The 16764-nt window shown below is 55.1% G+C and carries 21 protein-coding genes; 2 read left to right on the forward strand and 19 right to left on the reverse strand.

The features are described from left to right. Window positions 1–54: 54 nt before the first annotated feature. The 12 genes from MUN86_RS17580 to MUN86_RS17635 all read right to left on the reverse strand — a co-directional run bounded on the left by MUN86_RS17580 (window position 55) and on the right by MUN86_RS17635 (window position 10230). Window positions 55–2661 carry a M56 family metallopeptidase gene (locus tag MUN86_RS17580; protein ID WP_245119352.1) on the reverse strand — a complete coding sequence of 869 codons (2607 nt, stop codon included), beginning with the start codon at window positions 2659–2661 and terminating at the stop codon, window positions 55–57. Further along, window positions 2648–3076, reverse strand: coding sequence for a BlaI/MecI/CopY family transcriptional regulator (locus tag MUN86_RS17585; protein ID WP_245119353.1), 429 nt, complete (start codon window positions 3074–3076; stop codon window positions 2648–2650). The genes MUN86_RS17580 and MUN86_RS17585 overlap by 14 nt, the downstream gene beginning before the upstream one ends. Before the next feature lie 197 nt (window positions 3077–3273). Beyond that, on the reverse strand, window positions 3274–4089 hold the full coding sequence (locus MUN86_RS17590) for a DUF4097 family beta strand repeat-containing protein (protein ID WP_245119354.1): 816 nt from the start codon (window positions 4087–4089) through the stop codon (window positions 3274–3276). 60 nt (window positions 4090–4149) lie between these two features. Further along, complete coding sequence (locus MUN86_RS17595) at window positions 4150–4872, reverse strand: DUF4097 family beta strand repeat-containing protein (RefSeq protein WP_245119355.1); 723 nt, start codon at window positions 4870–4872, stop codon at window positions 4150–4152. A 97-nt stretch (window positions 4873–4969) separates the two neighbouring features. Then, on the reverse strand, window positions 4970–5485 hold the full coding sequence (locus tag MUN86_RS17600; RefSeq protein WP_245119356.1) for a DUF4097 family beta strand repeat-containing protein: 516 nt from the start codon (window positions 5483–5485) through the stop codon (window positions 4970–4972). Next, on the reverse strand, window positions 5482–5748 hold the full coding sequence (locus tag MUN86_RS17605; protein ID WP_245119357.1) for a hypothetical protein: 267 nt from the start codon (window positions 5746–5748) through the stop codon (window positions 5482–5484). Before MUN86_RS17605 ends, MUN86_RS17600 begins: the two co-directional genes overlap by 4 nt. Window positions 5749–5876: 128 nt before the next feature. Continuing rightward, window positions 5877–6050, reverse strand: coding sequence for a HEAT repeat domain-containing protein (locus MUN86_RS17610; protein WP_245119358.1), 174 nt, complete (start codon window positions 6048–6050; stop codon window positions 5877–5879). 11 nt (window positions 6051–6061) lie between these two features. Continuing rightward, window positions 6062–6727 (reverse strand): zf-HC2 domain-containing protein, encoded by a 666-nt coding sequence (locus MUN86_RS17615; protein WP_245119359.1) that lies wholly within the window; start codon window positions 6725–6727, stop codon window positions 6062–6064. Window positions 6728–6756: 29 nt separating this feature from the next. Continuing rightward, window positions 6757–7308, reverse strand: coding sequence for an RNA polymerase sigma factor (locus MUN86_RS17620; RefSeq protein WP_245119360.1), 552 nt, complete (start codon window positions 7306–7308; stop codon window positions 6757–6759). A gap of 362 nt (window positions 7309–7670) precedes the next feature. Next, on the reverse strand, window positions 7671–8033 hold the full coding sequence (gene folB / locus MUN86_RS17625) for a dihydroneopterin aldolase (protein ID WP_245119361.1): 363 nt from the start codon (window positions 8031–8033) through the stop codon (window positions 7671–7673). 138 nt (window positions 8034–8171) lie between these two features. Continuing rightward, window positions 8172–9179, reverse strand: a complete 1008-nt coding sequence (locus tag MUN86_RS17630; protein ID WP_245119362.1) for a DivIVA domain-containing protein — start codon at window positions 9177–9179, stop codon at window positions 8172–8174. Between the two features lie 118 nt (window positions 9180–9297). Beyond that, window positions 9298–10230 carry a WD40 repeat domain-containing protein gene (locus MUN86_RS17635; RefSeq protein WP_245119363.1) on the reverse strand — a complete coding sequence of 311 codons (933 nt, stop codon included), beginning with the start codon at window positions 10228–10230 and terminating at the stop codon, window positions 9298–9300. A gap of 108 nt (window positions 10231–10338) precedes the next feature. Between MUN86_RS17635 and MUN86_RS17640 the strand changes: the two genes are divergently transcribed. Together MUN86_RS17640 and MUN86_RS17645 are read left to right on the forward strand one after the other, a co-directional pair. Continuing rightward, window positions 10339–10998: a 4'-phosphopantetheinyl transferase superfamily protein gene (locus tag MUN86_RS17640; RefSeq protein ID WP_245119364.1), complete on the forward strand. Its 660-nt coding sequence runs from the start codon at window positions 10339–10341 to the stop codon at window positions 10996–10998. A 101-nt stretch (window positions 10999–11099) separates the two neighbouring features. Beyond that, on the forward strand, window positions 11100–11690 hold the full coding sequence (locus tag MUN86_RS17645; protein ID WP_245119365.1) for a redoxin domain-containing protein: 591 nt from the start codon (window positions 11100–11102) through the stop codon (window positions 11688–11690). 117 nt (window positions 11691–11807) lie between these two features. Here MUN86_RS17645 and MUN86_RS17650 read toward each other — a convergent pair whose 3' ends face one another. The 7 genes from MUN86_RS17650 to MUN86_RS17680 form a co-directional block, all read right to left on the reverse strand. Next, the gene (locus tag MUN86_RS17650; protein ID WP_245119366.1) at window positions 11808–12683 is read right to left on the reverse strand and encodes a transglutaminase-like domain-containing protein; all 876 of its coding nucleotides are present in this window, start codon (window positions 12681–12683) and stop codon (window positions 11808–11810) included. Between the two features lie 401 nt (window positions 12684–13084). After that, on the reverse strand, window positions 13085–13249 hold the full coding sequence (locus tag MUN86_RS17655; RefSeq protein WP_245119367.1) for a hypothetical protein: 165 nt from the start codon (window positions 13247–13249) through the stop codon (window positions 13085–13087). After that, window positions 13240–13815 carry a hypothetical protein gene (locus MUN86_RS17660; RefSeq protein ID WP_245119368.1) on the reverse strand — a complete coding sequence of 192 codons (576 nt, stop codon included), beginning with the start codon at window positions 13813–13815 and terminating at the stop codon, window positions 13240–13242. Before MUN86_RS17660 ends, MUN86_RS17655 begins: the two co-directional genes overlap by 10 nt. Then, complete coding sequence (locus MUN86_RS17665; protein WP_311181722.1) at window positions 13812–14129, reverse strand: GntR family transcriptional regulator; 318 nt, start codon at window positions 14127–14129, stop codon at window positions 13812–13814. Before MUN86_RS17665 ends, MUN86_RS17660 begins: the two co-directional genes overlap by 4 nt. 97 nt (window positions 14130–14226) lie before the next feature. Beyond that, on the reverse strand, window positions 14227–15000 hold the full coding sequence (locus tag MUN86_RS17670) for a hypothetical protein (RefSeq protein WP_245119369.1): 774 nt from the start codon (window positions 14998–15000) through the stop codon (window positions 14227–14229). After that, a complete protein-coding gene (locus MUN86_RS17675) occupies window positions 14984–15838 on the reverse strand; it encodes an ABC transporter ATP-binding protein (RefSeq protein WP_245119370.1) in 855 nt (284 codons plus the stop codon). The genes MUN86_RS17670 and MUN86_RS17675 overlap by 17 nt, the downstream gene beginning before the upstream one ends. 354 nt (window positions 15839–16192) lie before the next feature. Further along, a complete protein-coding gene (locus MUN86_RS17680; RefSeq protein WP_245119371.1) occupies window positions 16193–16660 on the reverse strand; it encodes a hypothetical protein in 468 nt (155 codons plus the stop codon). Window positions 16661–16764 lie beyond the last annotated feature (104 nt).

Below are 16764 nucleotides of genomic sequence, written 5' to 3' on the forward strand. Positions count from 1 at the left end.
CTATTCGCCTAAAATAAAGCCGGCCGCTGTTGCAGCAGCGACCGGCACGGCGACTCACTCACTCACCGTTATGTCAATAGTTGAAGAAGATTTGCTGTTTTTGGAATCCGAAGAATGGCCTAGCAGCTTGCGATACTTATTAGCTAGTAGGTCAGGCTGCTTGGTACCATTCACTGTTAAGCCCTTGTTATTCAGTTGAAGCGAGAAACTCTTCTCGTCCTTATCTAGTAATCCATCTCGCCGTAACTCCTCCCGAATGCGGTCGGAATCAACTTGGGGTGGACGTGGAACCGCTGGAACGCGGGGCACCATGGGGGTGCGTGGTGTGGCAGGCGTGCGCGGCACAGATGGTACCCGGGGCACTGCTGGTGTGCGGGGCACCGGAGGCACTGGCGGGGCCGGCACAGGTGGCATGTCGCTGTAAGCGAAGCTGTTGTTGTTGTTGCTTTGCTGCTGGATATTCATCGAACCCGTGGCGCTCATCTTGCGGCCCGTGCGGTCTTCATACAGCTTCAAGTACTTCTCTCGCATAGCATCCGTCTGCTTGTTGCCGTTGGCCGACATGCTTTTTTGGCTCAGAGAAAAGCTGAAATTGTTGGGGTCCCGAATCAAGCCATCTTTCAGTAGCTCGGTCGTCAGGGCCTTGTGCCAGGCGGCCTGCTCTTTGTCACGCTTGGCTTGCTCCTTATCACGGCGAGCTTGGTCTTGGTCGCGGCGTGCCTGCTCAGCATCACGGTGGGTTTGCTCTTGGTCCCGATGGGCTTGTTCCTTATCACGCTGCGCTTGTTCCTTGTCCCGACGAACTTGGTCTTGGTCTTGCTCGACTTGCGCCATTTCTTCGGTGTGCTCCATACGCAGCTCCTGCAAGTCTTCTTGTAGCTGCTGCCGCTCTAGCAGATTGAGGTTCTGCTTAGATAGTTGCTCTTTTAGCGACTTCTCGGCTGTTTCGAATGACTTTTGCAAGGCCTCGGTGTGCTCACGCAAATCCTGCTCCATCTCCATGTAGGCTCCTGATTCCGTTAGGGCCAGCTTGGACAGTTCTTCGGCATCGGCAGCACTCGGCGCTTTACCTTCTAGGGCAGCAGCTGCCATACGGTTGGAAAGCAAAGTCATGCGGTCTGATTGCACTTGCTGACCTTCCACTTTGGTTTTCGCCGCAGCTTCAGATTTACCGGCTTTCGCAAGCGCGTCGCGGTAAGCGGGCACTTCGGTAGCGGGTAGTTTCTTGCCGTCTACATACACCTCCGAAATAGCTCCACTCTCGTCCTTCACGACCACCGTCAGGCCTTTGATTTCGTTGAGGCGGGCCTTGCCGGATTTGGTGAGCAGCTTAGGATTGGATTGAGCATACACCACCACGGTGTCGTCCAGCGGCTTAGCGTTGCCGGGCTCATAGCCTGCGTCTGGCACCTGGCTTTGCAGTTCAGCGACGCTTTCGGCTTCTGGCGCAGCTTCCACCACAGCGTCTTCGACATTTGTTTCAGGCGAAACAGTTTCGGCAGCTACCGTAGCAGGGCGGCTAAAGGAGGCGGCACTCAACGAAAGCACCGTGCTTACGGTGAGCACCCCCACGCTCAGGAGCACCACACACGCTGCCCAAAACCCATCGGAGAAGGTAGGAGCTGCGGCCCGGTGCTGCACCAACCGGCGAACCCGGCTCAGCAACGAACCTGGCTGCCCGGCCGCGGCCATGGCCAGATCGGGAGTGCGGCCCGCGGGAGCGTGCTGCAACGCGGCCAGCGAGGCTAACGCCTGCGCCAGCACTAGCGAGTCGCCACACAATTCGGTGGCAATGTCGTCGCAGCAGTTTTCGCGCTCAGTCCGCAAGCAGCCCGACAGGAACCACACGGCCGGATGATAGAAGAACAGGATTTCGGCTACCGATTGTAGCAGGTTGAACAGATAGTCGCGGCGCATGACGTGGGCCAGCTCGTGGGCCAAAATTGCTTCCAGTTCACTACCCGACAAGCCGGTGGCGGCACTGATAGGCAGCAGTACCACGGGCTTCAACCACCCGATTACCAACGGGCCGGGTACGAGCCCTGAGGCCAGAATCTGCACGGGACGGCGCAAGTTGGTGCGGGCAGCCAGCGCGTCGAGGCGCGTCTGCCACTGCTCGGGCAAGGCTGCCACACGGTAGCGCCGCAGCCGCTGCACGTAAGCCAGCCCGCCCAAAAAGCGCAAGGTCATGGCCAGCATTCCAAGCAGCCAAGCCACCACCACAAACGGCATATTGCGCTCTAGGTAGGCTTGCACTCCAGTTAACAACTGCTGCAAGCGGCTCGGCTCTTCCACTATCATTCCATGATCGACAGTAGTTACCACCCCTTCGGGCACCGTCACGATAGGGCTTTCCGTCATAACCACTCCCTTCCCTATCTCAGTTGGCATCACAATTGGCGCTTCACTTAGTTGGATAGGAGCGTCGGCGGTGTTGAAGGCGAAGTAGTAATAGCCGAACGTGAGGCCGCTCAAAGCTAATAGTGTAATCAAGGCTCCAGCTGCTACCCGGTAGCGCAGAGCGGCAGCGTGGCGATGCAGCAACATAAGCAGCATAGCGGCCGTGAGGGCCACGAGGGCACCTTGCCAAACTGAATGCAGCAATGTCCAACCCAAAGCGCGAATCAGCTCCGGCGACCCAAATTGTTCAAGCAGGCTCATCGTTCTGGGGTTTAGAGGTGGAGTTGCCGTTACGCTGTTCTTCAATCTGGTTGAGCAGGCTCCTGATTTGCGCCAGCTCGTCGGCAGAAGTCGGGTGGTTGCCCAAGGCCTGCATCACCATCTTCATGGCCGAGCCACCGAAAGCAGAATCCACAAACCGGTCGAGTAGCAGCCCTTGGGTTTCCTCTTCCCGAACAGCTGCCCGGTACACGTGCGTTTTCGAGTCGTCTTCGCGCAGCACCAAGCCCTTGTCGAGCATGAGTTGCAGCAGCTTCAGGGTGGTGGTATAGCCCACCTCGCGCCGCTGGTTGAGTTGATCGTTGGTGAACCGAACGGTGCTAGGGCCGTGCTGCCACAGCACCTGGAGAATCTCCAGCTCCGATTCGGTTGGTTTAGGGATGGGGGTCTTGCTCATTTCTCCGGCTGTTAAGTACTACGAATTGGTTCGTACATCAAACATATACGAAACACGTCGTAGATGCAAATCCAATGTACGAAATATTTCGTGCAATAGAATTCGCAGTTGACTTTTATGCCTAAAGGAGAATGTAGCGGGACTTTTCAAATGATTTTTTATGTAAAAAGTCAACAGGGCCCCACTGCAAATCTTAGCTAATCGCCGGCGTTGGCGCGGCGCAAGCTGATGCCGCCATTGGTTGTTACCACCGAAACGAGAGCGCCGCCCTGCCCAAGCTTGGTGTCCAAGCCACGGCCGATTTTGCCCGTCACGGTGATAGGATAATCGGTGCTTAGGCCGCCGTGTACCGTTTGCGTTTTCAACTGTGCCGAATATGATTCGGGAATGCGCCACGTGATGCCGCCGTTTGTGGTGGTCACATCCAAGCCTTTGCCTTCCCATTTGTTGCCGGAGAGGCGCACACTCACGCCGCCGTTCTTGGTAGAGCCGTGCACGTCGCCGCCTAGATTAGCCAGGGAAATACCGCCATTGTAAGCCTCGAACGTGATAGGCGCCTGCACGCCGTCGATGCTAATGCCGCCGTTGTAGGTAGTCAGGGCCAGCGCCGTTTTGCGGGGCACGAACACCTCATAACTCACCGACCAGTTATCGTCGCCTGAGCCGGCTTCGGCTTTCAATGTGTTGCCTGTGCTCTTGATTTGCACAGCCTTCACTTGGGCTTGAGCATCTGAGGAAGAATTACCCCAACTCTGCACCCGAGCCCGAACCCGGACATCGGCGCCATCCCAACCACGGACGGTAATGCCCCCGTTGCGGCGGCCATCGATAGTTAGCGTCTGACCAGCGCTGGGAGCTGCCATTGTCAGGTCGCGGATTTCGCAGATGTTCTGGCGCCGACCATCCGACCAATTGTCTTCGCAAGTGGATTTGAAGGCCGGGGCGGCCGACGTTTGGGCAGCGGCTTGCAGAGCGCCTAGCGCCAACAACGCGGAGGTAAGTAGTGCTTTCATATTCGGTTCGCGCTTTATGATGGGAAAAGAAGTGATGGATTTGTCAGGTTAGAATGCAGCCTACTGCTTAGGCTTGCGGAAAAAGACGTCGCCGCTGATGGATTCCAGCTTGAGCAGCGGACCGTTTCCGCTGGCCAGCGCGCCCCGCAATTGGTAGCCCACTATTGGGTTTTCTTTGCGGTTCTCGAATGCCACCTCCTGGTCGGTGTACACTTCACCGCTGATGGTTTTCAGGGCTACAGCAGCGCCCTTGGCCGGGGGCCAGCTCACATCCACGAAGCCGCTAATCGACTTGGCTTCCAGCGGCCCCGTTAAGCCCACCACGTCGATGTTACCGCTGATGGTGTTCACGCGCAAATCGGCGCCGGCGGGTAGAGTAATTTCGTAGTTGATTTGGGTGCAGACTGGGCCGTGGCTGCCGTTCCGGTTGTCGTTCCAAGAGCCGTAATAGGTGGTATTGGAACCATTGGATGGGCAGTCGCCGGGTTGGGCGGCTTCCAACGCCTTCTTTTCGAGGTCCGAAACCACGGTCACGCTGCCGTTGTCTTCTTGCACCGAAAGTGAAAGGGCATCATTGAGCTTGTTTTGGTTGATGCTAACCGTAGCCCGCAGGTGCAGTTGGTTGTCGGTGGCGGGCCGGATACGAATGCTATTGGCGTGCTTGAGGTTCAATACCACCTGCTGCCCCGCCGCTACCGCAGCTTTTTTCTCGATAACTTTTTGCGCAGAAGCAGATCCGGTAGCCAACCCGATCAGCAGGAAAAGAAATAGAAACCGATGCATGACGTAGCGTTTAAGTTGATGGGATTTCGTTAGTACAAGAGTCGATTGATGCTTCGACAAGCAGACGCCCGGTCGGGCCTGGCGTCTGGCTGTCCCCTTACTTAGCCTTGCGGACGAAAATGTCGCCGCTGATGGTTTTCAACGACAGGGTAGCTCCGCCACCTCCGTTGATGTTGCCGCTTATCGTTTGGCCCCCTATCCGGCTCATATTGCCGGGCCCTTTGCCAAGGTTCAATTCGAAGTCGGTGTAGATTTCGCCGGAAATAGAGCGCAGAGCGAGGTTGGCTTTGCTGGCCGCGGGCATGGTTATGTCGAGGTCGCCGCTAACCAAGGAAATCGAGCTTGGCTCTGGCCGCATTCCGGTGAAGCTGATGGTCACGTCGCCGCTCACGCTGTTGGCAACCACCGGCCCCGACACGTTTACCATCTTCATGTCGCCGCTTTTCAGCGTCGCCTCAATGCTGCCTTCCACGTCGCGGACAACTAGGTCGCCGCTGTTCCAGTTGGTTTGGGTGAAAACCAGCGCGGTGCGGTGCGGCACCCGAATGCTGTAGGTGGCGCCCTGACGGGTAGCATTGACTACGCGTAGCGTGTTGCCAGAACCCGGCGTCACGGATAGCCCAATCTGCGTGTTATCGACGGCCGAGTTGTAAACCGGGCGCAGGCCTTGGGCTTGCTTGGGGGCGCTTCGTAGCCATTGCCCCGGATGATGAGTTCGTCGCCGTCGTAGCCTTCCACGGTTACGTCGTTGCCTTGCATTTCCAGCACCACTTTGCGGTCCTGGCGGCCATTGAATTTTGCTTTGAATTCCTGTGCCTGCAGACTAGCGCTGGCCGTGAGCAGGGTGAAACAGGTGAGTACGAGGATCTTTTTCATGGGTAAAAACGGTAAGTCAAGAGAGGGAGAGAAAGGAACTATTGCGGCCCTGCACGCTACAGTGCGGGCAGAAGTCTGAGGGCACATCCGGATGCATCCTCAGATTTCTGACGCGGGCCGCAACAACCTTAGATGAGTTGTCCTAGGCCACTAGCAGCTTGCTGACGCACAGCGGGCAGCGCGTCAGACTGCCGCGAGAGCCGCTCTAGGGTTGGCACGGCCCGCTTGTCGCGCAGGGCTACCAGCAACTCAATCAGGGTGATTTGAACGTTGGGGTCGTTTTGGTTAGGCAGAGCCTGCACCAGTGCCGGGCCTACTCGGGGTCGGCGCGAAGGCGGTAAAGAGCTTCGCACGCGGCAAGCCGCACGTTCGGGCTAGGGTCCGCATTTAGGGTATTGATGAGCACTTGAATGGCGGGGTCGCCAGGCTGCACTGAGGCCGGAGCTTCTCCCACCAACTGGATGCGGCGGCTGGCCGTGGCAGGTTGGCTGGTAGCGGCCGTCAGGGTAGCGGCTAGCGTTTCGCCGGGGGCTGGCTGGCGCGAGGCTAACTCTGGTGAAACGGCGGGTCGCAACACCAAACCAAACAAGGCGCCCACAGCGAGTAAGGCAATGCTGGCGGCTATGCGCAGCCAGCGAGCCGTGGGTGTGGGGGCCCAAAAAGCTACTACTTTGGCTTCGACCGCCTCCGTTGGCTGCGGAGCAACGGCTTGGGGTAGGGCCATCTTTTCTTCGGCCAGTTGGGCCAGAAAATTGTCGCGGAGGGCCAACGGCGCCATCGGAAACACTTGGTCGTCGATGCAGGCTAGTAGCTCCCGCAACTCCCGTAGGTGGGCGCGGCACGCGGGGCAGGCCGGCAAGTGGGCCTCCACCTGCGCCGTTTCCGCCGCCGTCAGGTCCTTTTCGGCGTAGCCGGCCAGCAACGGCGCAATGGCGTCGCAGTCGGGGGTAAGTGATGTATGATTAAGAGACTCGTTCATGATATAGATTCGGGCTTAGCCCGCGGTTTTCAGCTGAAGTATATTTTGCGCAACGCTTCCAAAGCACGGTGAGCTTTGACGCGGGCCGCACCAGCGGTACAACCCAACATTTCTCCAATCTCGGTGTAGTCGAAGCCCTGGAAGCGGTGCAACACCAGGATTTCGCGCTGCTCTGCCGGCAGCAGGTTTAAGGCTTCCTGCAAGGCCTGCTTCTGGTCAGTGGACTGACAATCGGCTTGGGCAATGCGGCTGTGGCCAACGGTGCGCTCTACCCCGTCGATGTCGGCGGTGGGCTGCTGACGGCGGCTTTTCTGCCAATGGTCGGCGTGCACGTGTCGGGCTAGTTGGTAGAGCCATGCCCGCACCGGTTGGCCGGTTTGGTAGCTCGCCCGATACTTCATGGCCCGGTAGAACACGTTTTGCGTAAGGTCTTGCCCTACTTCCGCATCGCCACCGCTTAACCGACATAGAAAGCCAAACAACGGTCCTTGGTAGCGCTCAAACAACGGCACCATTTGGTCCAGGTTGTCGGCCTTCACCTGAGCCATCAGCTCTTCGTCGCTTGTAGCAACTACCTGCATTCTAAGTGGAGAAAGAAACGTGGATGATTGATTTTGCACCGATTACCGGTGGCCCGGCTATTCGTTACAGCCGGTATCATTTATTTTTTCAGAAGTAAGAATACAGCTTTCGCAGAACTGCTATTCATTTATCTGTCAGGCATAAAAAAACCAGCCTTGCTGGGCTGGTTTTAGTGCGTTTAAAGCTGTTTTGTAGAACGGTTAGTTTACTAGAATGCCTACGTCTTTGGTTATAGAGGACTAAAGCTAAAGAAGCTAGTTTCCCTCATCTGAGAAAGAAGTATAGCTTCTCTAGCTCTTTAACCTCGTTAGGGCAACTATATTCAAAACGCAAGGCTGTTGCTAGGCGGTATCCTATAGTATTAGTCGCCGCGCTGGCGGTCTAGGGTCACGCGGGCGCGGTGGCAGATACCGCCTAGGGGCGGGTTGAATTTCGAGACGCTGACTTGCACGGCTTCGATGTAGGGAAACTCTTCCATTACCCGGTCTATTACGCGGTAGCCTAAGTGCTCCAGCAACCGAGCAGGGGCCAGCATTTCTTCGGCTACTACTCGGTAGAGTACTTCGTAGTTCACCGTCTCGTGCAGGCGGTCGGAGGCGCCAGCCGCGTGCAGATCCGTAGTGATGTAGAGGTCGACGCCGTACTTGTTCCCGATTTTTTGCTCCTCGTCGTAGTAGCCGTGGAACGCAAAAAACTCCATTCCCTCCAGTGCAATCTGGCCCATGCGGTGAAATTGTGAGATTGTAAAATAGTGAAGTGGCAGGCTTATAGCACCACCTTGCAAAGCAACAAAAAAGCCTGCCGTTCAAGGCAGGCTTCTCGGTGGGCAATGTGCTACCAGATAAAGCAGCGCACAGTTTGCTTATATCTCGTCGAAGAAAGATTTTTCGCTCGATGCCACAGCAGCCATACCCGGGTGCGTAGAAGGCTCAGGCTGCGTGATTTCGGGGTGGCTTGGGCCAATTGGCTGAATATCTGGAGCTGTCGGCTCTACCCGAGGTTCACTAGGCTGAGGTACCGTGGATGGTTCAGGCTGATAGATGCGGGAAGGGTCTACCCGGCCAGGATTTTCACTTGGTGAAGGATTAGGCTGAATATCGGGGCCAGGGGTTTGGGCCGGAGCACCCGGATCGGGCTGCTGGCCGGGCTTAGGGTTATAGGCGCGCGGTTCGGTGTGGGCGGCAGAGGCCCCATTAAAAGAAGCACCTGAAGTGCCCGATATAGCGGCAGCAGAAGAAGTGGCAGAAGAACTAACGTACATAGGAGCGTCGGATGGGGCTGAGTGGTCTGCAGCATCCGTCCGATTCACTTTTACGCTAGCTGCACGGGAAAGGATGGCAGCCGTGCTGGCTTTTGGTTGCGCCCGCGCTTTTTCCACTTTGGCTAGCACGTCAGAAGCCATATGGTGCAGGTCACGAACCAACGTTTCGAGATGCGCTTCTAGGCGCTGGCATTCCTGGCCGAGGCCATTTACCTCTTTCTTCATCTCTGCAATCGTCTTCTCCGACTGCTGATACGCTTCTTCTACCACGGCACGGGCTTTCTGACGCGCATCGGACAGAAGCTGCTCGGCTTTTAGTTGCGCTTCGCGGATGCGTAACTCGGCATCGCGCTGAGCCTGCTCGGTGATGCTGTTGCCAGTGTCTTCGGCGGTTTTGAGAGTGCGGTAGAGGCTGGTTTCTACCTCTCGCATCTTGCTTACGTCTTGGGTGGCGTGATCGAGCTTTACCCGCAACTCACGGTTTTCATCACCCATTCGCTCCCACTGCTGCGAGAGGGTGAGCAGAAAGGCTTGCACTTCGTCTTTGTCGAGCCCACGAAAAGCTTTTTCAAAGGTTTTCTGGCGGATATCGAGGGCGGTAATTTTCATGACGTTGGTATTGAGTACTAGGTAGTGAGTAGCGAGTAGGTGGCAGTAAAAGGTAAGACATTCTGCAGGCCTGCTGGAAGCTGGACCTTTAAACGTCGTTCTCGCCACTCCGTACCGACTACTCAGTACTAACCTGCCACACGGCAAGGCTGCGGTCGTCGCTACACGAAACTAGCCGATTCTGCGCTCCCGGCCAAAACAACTTGTTTACGGAGGTACCGTGGCCGGCGTGCCGCGCCCGGTCTACCACTCGCAGCAAAGCCAGCGTATCGGCATCCCACAGCTTGATGCTCTTGTCCATGCTGCAAGTAGCCAGCAGCCGTCCATCCGGCGAAAACGCTAGGTGGTTGATGGTAAACATATGCGCCACGATAGTTTGATGCTCAACGTAATCGGCAGCTACGTCCCAAACCCGCAAATGGGCATCGCGCCCCGCCGTGAGTAGGTACCGGCCGTCGGGCGAGTAAGTAGCTGTGAAGACGGAGTTGGTGCTACCGCCAATCGTCTGCTTCACAGCCAACGTGTCGGCATCCAGAATGCGAATTTGCCAATCAGAGCCTCCTACCGCCAGTTCGCCTCGCTCCTCGTGCAATGCCAGACAGCGCAAACTTTTATCTGAAAGGCGCAACAACGTTTCTACCTTGAAATCAGTGGCGCGCAGTACTGCCAAGGTCCCGTCGCCAAGGGCGACGTAGAGGCGCTGCCGAGCTTCGGAATACGCCATATCGAAAATAGCTACCGGCGGCAGGGCGGTGGCAAAGGCTAGTTTCTTCTCGTCTAGCGCAATGGCTTGAATCCCCTGAAAATTGTGGCCGAGCACCAGCAAATTGCGCTGTGGCAGGTGTAATAGGGCGTACACCGAATTTTCCACTTTCGCCACTAGCTCGCCGTCTTGCTCCGTAGCCTCCGAATTCCAGACGGCTACCATCCCATCGGCCCCACTCGAAAAGAAGGTGGAGGTCCCTGCCGTACCAGCCAAGGTGTACACGCAGTCGTGGTGCCCGGTGAGGGTTGCTAGCTTCTGAACTTCGGGACGGTGCGTGAGTGCCATGCCGCGAAGTTAGGTTCTCGTCGCCATTGCAAGGAAACGCGAAGCTGCAACATCTACTTTGCGGATGGCGCTAGGCGTAAAAGAAGGGCAGCAAGTACCTTCGTCTTTATGCCGCTACATTCCCTCACTCCTCTTTCCAATCAAAGCCTGCTAGGCTTGTGGCAACTTGATGAGCCCGCTGAAGCCTTGCTGCGAGTTTTGCCCGAGTCTCAGCAGTACGCTACTCTTCAGCCCGCAGGCCGTGACGAAACGCGCAGCCGGCAGTGGTTGGCTGGCCGAGTGCTGGCGCATGAGGTGCTGCGGGAGCATACTTCGGCTTCTGCTATTCTTATTAATGATGCGAACGGTCGGCCATTCTTCGAGCAATTGCCCGCATTCGCCGTTTCTTTGTCGCACTCAGGCCAGTGGGTAGCCTGTGTGGTAGCCACGCAAGGACATGTTGGCACAGATGTTGAACTAGTACGGGACAAAGCGCAAAAGTTGGCGCCGCGGTTTCTATCGGAAGCCGAACGGACCGACGCTGGCGACGAAGCAGCAAAGCACAGTCTCTATTGGAGTGCCAAAGAGACGATTTATAAGCTGCACAGTCGCCGGGGCTTGGTGTTCAAAGAGCAGATTCTGCTCGACCCGTTCAAGCTGCGGGAGGCCGGTGTACTGACGGGACACCTGCTCCTAGAAAACTCTCGCAGCGAACACCAAATTCATTATCAGCGCCTCACTCCCGATTACGTGCTAACTTACGCTCACAGTGAAATGGTGCCGTGGTGAAATAGTGAGTTCCGCGTTCTGATTCTTGGCTTTCAGAACCTTGGGCCCTACTTCTTGAAAGTAAAGTTGCCTTTTCACTTCTTCACCCTTACCCCTTGCTCATGTCTTTTCGCCGAGTTTCTATAATTGCTGCTGCGGCTCTGCTGTTTTGTACAGTTGCGGTAGGTGTGGCCCGTGCCCAAGGCGACCGTACTGTTAGCGACTTCAGCTTGAAGAACAGTGCCAATGCAGAGGTGGCTCTACGCAGTTACGCAGGTAACAAGGCGGTTGTGGTCGTATTCGTCAATCCGAACTGCGCCTTCACCCGCTTGTATCAGGCGCGTCTTTCGGCACTAAGCTCTCAGTATAGTGGCAATGGCGTGCAGTTTCTATTCATTGAAGCGCCCATCAACCTCGATGCCAGTGCTGGTGCCGAAGCAAAAGCTGCCGGTGCCGATTTGCCTTTACTCAACGACGAAGGGCAAAAAGTAAGCACGCTGCTAGGAGCCTCCAAAACGCCCGAAGCTGTGGTATTGCAGCCCGTTGGTAGTGGCTTTGCTGTACGCTACAAAGGTGCCATCGACGATAATCCGCAGATGGAAGGCTTCGCCAAGGAACATTACTTGCAGCAAGTCCTCGACAACCTTCTGGCCGGTCGGCCGGCTGGCGTCCCCGACAAACGCGCCGCTGGCTGCCTTATCAAGCGGAATTAAGATCTGCTACTACATACAAAAAAGCCCTTGACTACCTATTTAGTCAAGGGCTTTTGCTTTTCAGAAACTGAAACTTACCAAACGAATACTGCGCGCTTGGTTTGCAGGGAAGCTTTCTTATTCCTCCCCCAGCGACGCGTCGGTAGCGGGCTGCTGTTCTTCGGTGAGAATAGCCAGCAGCTTATTCACCTCGGCGGCTTTAGCGGGCTCTTGTAACTTTTCGAAACTCAACTGCAAGTTGCGCAATGCCCGCCGCACAATGTCGATGTGTGAGCAGGGCTCATAGAAAATGTCGTTGGGCGTTAGGTTGAGTTGTGCCACGTAGTGCTCGATGTCGGTGCGCGAAAGCACCAGGCCACGGTTGTAGCAGTTGATGTAGAACGGCTCCACATCGAGGTCGTCGAGGCGGTAGGTGAGCACAAACAGGTTAGGCAAGTTTACGCCGTAGATGGGCAGATTTAGGCGCTGCGCCACCAGCAAATAGATAACGCAGAGCGTAAGCGGATTGCCCCGGCGGGTTTCCAGTACGCGCTGCAACATGGAGTTGGCCGGCGAATGGAAATTTTGGGTGTTGGCCGCGAACTTGTGCGTCTTGAACAGCACGTAGTTTAGAGCTTGTACTTGGTCGGCGGGGTGCATTTCGGGCTTGAGCAAGGTCCAAACCTCGAAGCGCAACTGCTCGATGGCGCGGTTGAGCACTTGCAAATCGGCATCGGGGTACTGATATGAATTCAGCAGCCACATGCCCTCAATCAAATTTTCGCTGCCCGAGTCGCGCCATACGCGCAGGCGTTGCTGCAAGCCCTCAAATTGCAATCTATGAATTAGGTCCTCCAGCCGTTGCTGTTGCTGCGAGTCAAGGGTTTCTTCCCATGATTCCTCTAAGAACGGAATCAGGCTTTCCCCGAGCGTTTGAATCTTCTCCTGAATCTGCGGCGCGACTTCGGGGTCATCGAGCAGGGAGATAAGCGCCTTAATTTCTTTGTTGGTCATGTAGCAATAAGGGGTGCCGGGAGGGCAGAAGCGGCGGATGTAACAAATTAAAGCATCTGATACGGTATCACCGCTGTCAGTTGCCTAGGTTTAACAGTACCCAAGGGGTGGATTGTTCAATTTAAAGTAGGTTTACGACATATCGAAGAACTAGTACACAACTTCCCCTTGGCTGGCTGCATAACAACTGATTTTATACCGGTTTGCAACCACTAAATCAGGGTCTGTGCTGCCTAACTACCCATCTGTCTTACACAGAAAACCGGGCTTACTGTACATACCGCAAGCTAATGCGGCAGTACAGTAAGCCCGGTTAAGGGTTGTGCGAGTTGCAGCTCGCACGACCCGACTATAAGTTGGTGAGCTTCCCGCTTATGGTGCCACCAACTTCACTCACCTTCTTATTTAGCTAAGGCGCGCAAGGCCGCCCCCGACAGTTCCACTTGTGCACTGTCGCTGAACTGCCAGCGCAGGCCGGGCAGCGCCAAATTATTTGCTACAAGCCTGCCCCGTTCTTCCACCCGCATATTGGTAGCGCCTAGTTGATTGTCAGGATTCAATTCCAATGCAGCGGTACTCCCGAGGTGTTGCCTACTACTGCTCGTAGCCGCCCGAGGTGGTTGCCAGCCAGTATCACACGGGACGTATGGTTTTGGACCAGTTGCAAGCTGTCTTGTGCGAAGCCTTTTACCATCAAAAACATCATGTTAGGCTGGTTTTCCCGCATGGTGGTCTGGGTGCTACCCGCGCGCGTGTAGGTGGTACCAGTTGTCAAGGAGGTTAGGCGCGGACAACGAATGATAACTGCTTCACCCTGACCCAAATACTTTTCCTTTTCAGGATAGTTCAGCGTGAGAGTGAGTTTGTCACCTTCCTGCTTTGCGCGCACAAACTCGGTGGCTTCCTTATTTACATACACGGCGAAGGGCCCGGACTCCACGCGCACGCGCATTGCGCCCGCCGCGGGCACATCAAGCGTATTGAAGTCGCGCAGTGGCAACACATTGTAGTTACTTAGCGGGTCTTTGAAGGTGCCGCGCTGATACTCGGCCCGTAAGGCGGCATTGTAAGTAGTAAGTGAACCAATTAATACCATGCCGGCGGCGGTCAGAAACTTGAGGCTGTTTTTCATGAGTGCGGAGTGGAAGCGGGTTCGGGGTGTTCGGCCAGAAACTGGTTGTACCGTTCTTGCACTTCGGGCAGGTCGACGCCTAGCAGCCGAATAGTGCGGAAGAAAGTAGGTAGCTCCTGCTGCAAAAAGCGCGCTTTGCGTTGCTCCTGCACACGTTTTGGTCCGTCGGGGGTTACAAAAAAGCCGATGCCGCGCTTGTTGTAAATCACCTGTTGGTTCTGAAGGTACTCGTAGGTCCGCATCACCGTGTTGGGGTTCACCTGCAAGTCGACGGCCAACTCCCGAACCGACGGAATTTTGTCGTCGGGGGCCACTGGCCCCGCAGGATATGCTCGCTCACATACCCGGCTATTTGCAGGTAGATGGCTTCGTTTTCGTTGAAATCCATATAATCAACTAGCTCCCGCTAGGCTATAGTTGTTTTTCGGTTAGGCGGGCATATGCACCTGCCCACAGCAAGATGGCTAGCACCAGTGGCACCAATCCAAACAGCTGTTTTTGGCTGTCAGGCAGCGCCAATTGAAAGAATTGCTCGCCCGATGGTATCAAGACATCACCAAATGGCAGGGTCGCTCTTATCTCTGGGTTCAACAAGTTTTTCAGTATCTGCATATTGAGCACGACCAATACAGTTATCACCCCAAAAGCAGCGAAAGCCGTCTTGATAACGTGTAGCCGGTTGAAGTAGATGGCGCCCCACATAGCCACTCCGTGCGCCAAAGCATACATGAGCAGTAGCCCAAGTGGTATCCTCGGATTGGCTGTAAAATCGAGTAACTGATGCGGATAGTTTTCTCTTCCTAGCTGTAAGGCAAGGGCATCCATGGCAAAAAACACTACCGTAAACACAAGCAGAAACACAGGCATCGAGTACAGCCATACCACCAAGTACTTTTCGAAGTGCGAGGCAGGTAGTAGCAGTGCAGGTGCTGCCCGGCGCTGGTCACCGATAGCCGTAAAGACGGAAGACGTAAACACGGCGCCAGCTGCCAGCATAAAGAAACCAAACATGATCAGCTGCAAATCCATGGATAATGGCCGTCGGGTGGCGTAAGTCAGCCACGCTAGCACGATAATTAGCGTACCGGTCAGCACAGCCGTTCCCATTAAATAGGTTCGCAAGTTTTCGACGGTGTGCTTGCGCAGCAGGCGCGAGAAGCGCGAAAAATCAAATTGCTGGTTCATGGGAAGGATGCAGTAAATGAGTTGCTAAAGCAGCACTATCGTTGATTAAGGCGTTGAAGAGCAGTTCCAAATCGACCCGGCTTGGCAGTCCGGCCGGGTTGGGCCAGATGCCTTGCAGCCCGCGTATGGAAGCTTCTGCATAAATTGGGGTAGCGGCTTCGTCAGGTCGCGCTGTGCCAAAGCGTAAGCGCTCTGCTAAATCGTCGATGCTTTGGTTGAGCACAATCTGGCGGTCATGCACCACAACCACCGTATCAATTAGGGCGTCGAGGTCGCGCACCTGGTGGGTCGAGATAATAATACACCGCTCCTCCCCTAACGCTGAGGCCACGATTTTGCGAAACTGCGCTTTCGATGGAATGTCGAGGCCATTGGTGGGCTCATCGAGCACGAGTAAACTTGTGTTGGTAGCCAGAGCAAAGGCAATCATAAACTTCTTCTGCTGCCCATAGGATAGCGCCTGTAGTCGGCCTTGAGCTGGCACTTCCAGTTCGTGCAAGTAAGTAGCTAGTTGGTCCCGGTCGAAGCGAGGATAGAAGGGCGCCGTACTTGCCACAAACTGCTCGAACGTTATTGCGGGCACATACACCTCTTCGGGAAGAAAGAACAGATCAGCCAGCATATCAGGTCGGCGCTCAGCTGATGGCTGCCCATGCACCGTGCACGTTCCCGACCATGGAAAGGCCAGCCCCACCATACACTTAAGTAGCGTAGACTTGCCCGCGCCGTTTTTACCTAACAGACCATAAATGTGCCCGCGCGTAAGGCTTAGGCTAAGTTCTTCGAAAAGCGGTGTCCGGCGAGAGTACCCAAATCGAAGGTGCTGGATGGTAACCATGCGCTTATTGTTTTAGTGTACTATGTATCTAATACACCGTAAACGTACAGGCTATATCTCGAATAGCAAATTTTTATTTCACTTTCTTTTCAATGGCAAATAGCAGCTATCCCATGGTGCTGCAGCTACGATTCTCAACTGGGCCATTAGAATTGGCACTATGGAATGCCGCTACTATCTGTATAGATGGCGATGTAGACTAACGACTAAAAACAGCCTCTGTAACTGTTATACCAAAGAAAAGCCGTTACTGTCGACTGCGACAACAACGGCTTTTCTTTGGTGTAGCATTATTACCTACTACTTCTGCGCTGCGATGGGAAGCAGCTTTGTGAAGCCATATAAGTAGCCAGCCTAACCTAATAAACCGGCTAATCCTTTCACGTTCAGCCGCGCAAATTTCTTCACCCGCTCAAACTTAGCAGCCACTTCCTGTAGCTCCTCATCTTCGGGTAGCTTGGTAGGCACGTGCGTATTTAGCAGTTCGAATATGGAGGCCGCTATGTCCATGTAGCCAAGAATCAATAAATACAGTTGCTTCTTCTGGTCCTCGGAATAGCCTTTAGTCCGGATTGCTTTGGCTAGGGTGTCTAGCTGTGTGGTTTCGTCGCTGTAAAGGTCACGCAACGCATTGCGAGACTTCGCAAAATCGTCTTGCTGCTCCTGAGTTGCTGCATGCAAGGCAAAGGGAAATTCATCGACAAAGGCTGTAGCCGCTAAGAAGCTTTTTTCAGCACTATATACAGCGGCTAAGTGCTTCTGCAAACTGGTCCACAGGCCAGTTCGAGCCTTTTCGAAGGCGGCAGTATTAGGATCGGTCACGTTCGTTTCAGGTCAGGATGGGAAACAAAGGTAAGCGACCCATCTCTGCTTCTATATTTAAAAGCTATTCCATGCAGGCCAACTGATAATGGTTCCGAAACGCC

Source organism: Hymenobacter volaticus (assembly GCF_022921055.1).
Taxonomy (GTDB): Bacteria; Bacteroidota; Bacteroidia; order Cytophagales; family Hymenobacteraceae; genus Hymenobacter; species Hymenobacter volaticus.

What these genes read in the sequence shown, in the direction of transcription:
- MUN86_RS17650 (WP_245119366.1), bottom strand. Translation starts at nt 12,683, where the DNA reads ATGACCAACAAAGAAATTAAGGCGCTTATCTCCCTGCTCGATGACCCC.
- MUN86_RS17580 (WP_245119352.1), bottom strand. Translation starts at nt 2,661, where the DNA reads ATGAGCCTGCTTGAACAATTTGGGTCGCCGGAGCTGATTCGCGCTTTG.
- MUN86_RS17585 (WP_245119353.1), bottom strand. Translation starts at nt 3,076, where the DNA reads ATGAGCAAGACCCCCATCCCTAAACCAACCGAATCGGAGCTGGAGATT.
- MUN86_RS17630 (WP_245119362.1), bottom strand. Translation starts at nt 9,179, where the DNA reads ATGAAAATTACCGCCCTCGATATCCGCCAGAAAACCTTTGAAAAAGCT.
- folB (WP_245119361.1), bottom strand. Translation starts at nt 8,033, where the DNA reads ATGGGCCAGATTGCACTGGAGGGAATGGAGTTTTTTGCGTTCCACGGC.
- MUN86_RS17640 (WP_245119364.1), top strand. Translation starts at nt 10,339, where the DNA reads ATGCCGCTACATTCCCTCACTCCTCTTTCCAATCAAAGCCTGCTAGGC.
- MUN86_RS17605 (WP_245119357.1), bottom strand. Translation starts at nt 5,748, where the DNA reads ATGAAAAAGATCCTCGTACTCACCTGTTTCACCCTGCTCACGGCCAGC.
- MUN86_RS17660 (WP_245119368.1), bottom strand. Translation starts at nt 13,815, where the DNA reads ATGAAAAACAGCCTCAAGTTTCTGACCGCCGCCGGCATGGTATTAATT.
- MUN86_RS17675 (WP_245119370.1), bottom strand. Translation starts at nt 15,838, where the DNA reads ATGGTTACCATCCAGCACCTTCGATTTGGGTACTCTCGCCGGACACCG.
- MUN86_RS17620 (WP_245119360.1), bottom strand. Translation starts at nt 7,308, where the DNA reads ATGCAGGTAGTTGCTACAAGCGACGAAGAGCTGATGGCTCAGGTGAAG.
- MUN86_RS17615 (WP_245119359.1), bottom strand. Translation starts at nt 6,727, where the DNA reads ATGAACGAGTCTCTTAATCATACATCACTTACCCCCGACTGCGACGCC.
- MUN86_RS17590 (WP_245119354.1), bottom strand. Translation starts at nt 4,089, where the DNA reads ATGAAAGCACTACTTACCTCCGCGTTGTTGGCGCTAGGCGCTCTGCAA.
- MUN86_RS17670 (WP_245119369.1), bottom strand. Translation starts at nt 15,000, where the DNA reads ATGAACCAGCAATTTGATTTTTCGCGCTTCTCGCGCCTGCTGCGCAAG.
- MUN86_RS17595 (WP_245119355.1), bottom strand. Translation starts at nt 4,872, where the DNA reads ATGCATCGGTTTCTATTTCTTTTCCTGCTGATCGGGTTGGCTACCGGA.
- MUN86_RS17635 (WP_245119363.1), bottom strand. Translation starts at nt 10,230, where the DNA reads ATGGCACTCACGCACCGTCCCGAAGTTCAGAAGCTAGCAACCCTCACC.
- MUN86_RS17645 (WP_245119365.1), top strand. Translation starts at nt 11,100, where the DNA reads ATGTCTTTTCGCCGAGTTTCTATAATTGCTGCTGCGGCTCTGCTGTTT.